The organism is Sphingomonas sp. ACRSK, assembly GCF_022346685.1.
In the GTDB taxonomy this organism is placed as follows: domain Bacteria; phylum Pseudomonadota; class Alphaproteobacteria; order Sphingomonadales; family Sphingomonadaceae; genus Sphingomonas; species Sphingomonas molluscorum.
Window position 1 is genome coordinate 1 of record NZ_JAKRNR010000089.1, and the last position, 929, is coordinate 929.

The 929-nt window shown below is 59.2% G+C and carries 1 protein-coding gene, 2 tRNA genes and 1 rRNA gene; 3 read left to right on the forward strand and 1 reads right to left on the reverse strand.

Translation table 11 applies throughout. The annotated features are described in order from the left end of the window. The 3 genes from MHZ35_RS17865 to MHZ35_RS17875 all read left to right on the forward strand — a co-directional run. Positions 1-91 (forward strand): 16S ribosomal RNA (locus MHZ35_RS17865); the annotation flags it as partial. A 216-nt stretch (positions 92-307) separates the two neighbouring features. Then, positions 308-384: transfer RNA gene (locus MHZ35_RS17870), tRNA-Ile, on the forward strand. 127 nt (positions 385-511) lie between these two features. Then, positions 512-587 (forward strand) — tRNA-Ala (locus MHZ35_RS17875). A gap of 103 nt (positions 588-690) precedes the next feature. Here MHZ35_RS17875 and MHZ35_RS17880 read toward each other — a convergent pair. After that, positions 691-929, reverse strand: a 239-nt coding sequence (locus MHZ35_RS17880) for a hypothetical protein (protein ID WP_239436850.1), incomplete at its 5' end; no start/stop codon positions are given.

Below are 929 nucleotides of genomic sequence, written 5' to 3' on the forward strand. Positions count from 1 at the left end.
AGGGGAGCAGGCGACCACGGTGGGTTCAGCGACTGGGGTGAAGTCGTAACAAGGTAGCCGTAGGGGAACCTGCGGCTGGATCACCTCCTTTCTAAGGATATCGGCGGAAAGCGCCGGATGGTACGCCATCTGGAAGAGCTTCCTCCATTCCAAAGAACATTTGCCGCCGTCCTCATGTCCCTTCATCCTAGGTTAGTCTGCGAGACAAAATAGTGTGAGCTATTTTGCACGCAGACAAGCTCGGCCAGCGCGGAGAAGCGCGCCCATAAGGCGCGGCTTTGCCGCGACTGACGGGCGCAGCGTGTGCGGGCCGGTAGCTCAGGTGGTTAGAGCGCACGCCTGATAAGCGTGAGGTCGCAAGTTCGACTCTTGCTCGGCCCACCATCGCAGGCGTCGTCGACCGAGCCAGCGCCGCGGGCAAAGCCCGCGTCGTCGGACGGTGCTTCGCACCGCCGGCCGTGCTTGGCATTGCGCGAAATAGCGTTGCTATTTCGTCGTATGCCTGGCGCATGGGGCCTTAGCTCAGCTGGGAGAGCGGTTGCTTTGCAAGCATCAGGTCATCGGTTCGATCCCGATAGGCTCCACCATCCCGACAACCTAGAGATGAAGACATCGGATCTCCGCGCTTGACGTGGAGTACGGGGTTGCCCCAAGGGCGCCCCTCGTTTTTTGACATTGTGAATGGGTTTTTCAAATCGATGCCGTGGTGGCTTCGGTTTGGTTCGTGCGAGGCTTTCGGGCTTCGTTGCGGATCGAGCTGGTGCCGTCACTTACAAGGCTGAGATTAACATCCACACCGAGCATACCGCGTAACACTGCTCTGCCGAGTTTCGTGTCGGCCTTCGGGCTGATCCAGTGTTGTCGTTGGTGGTGTGGACTCTCAAGCGTGAGGTAAGGGCAATTCGTGGATGCCTTGGCATGTACAGGCG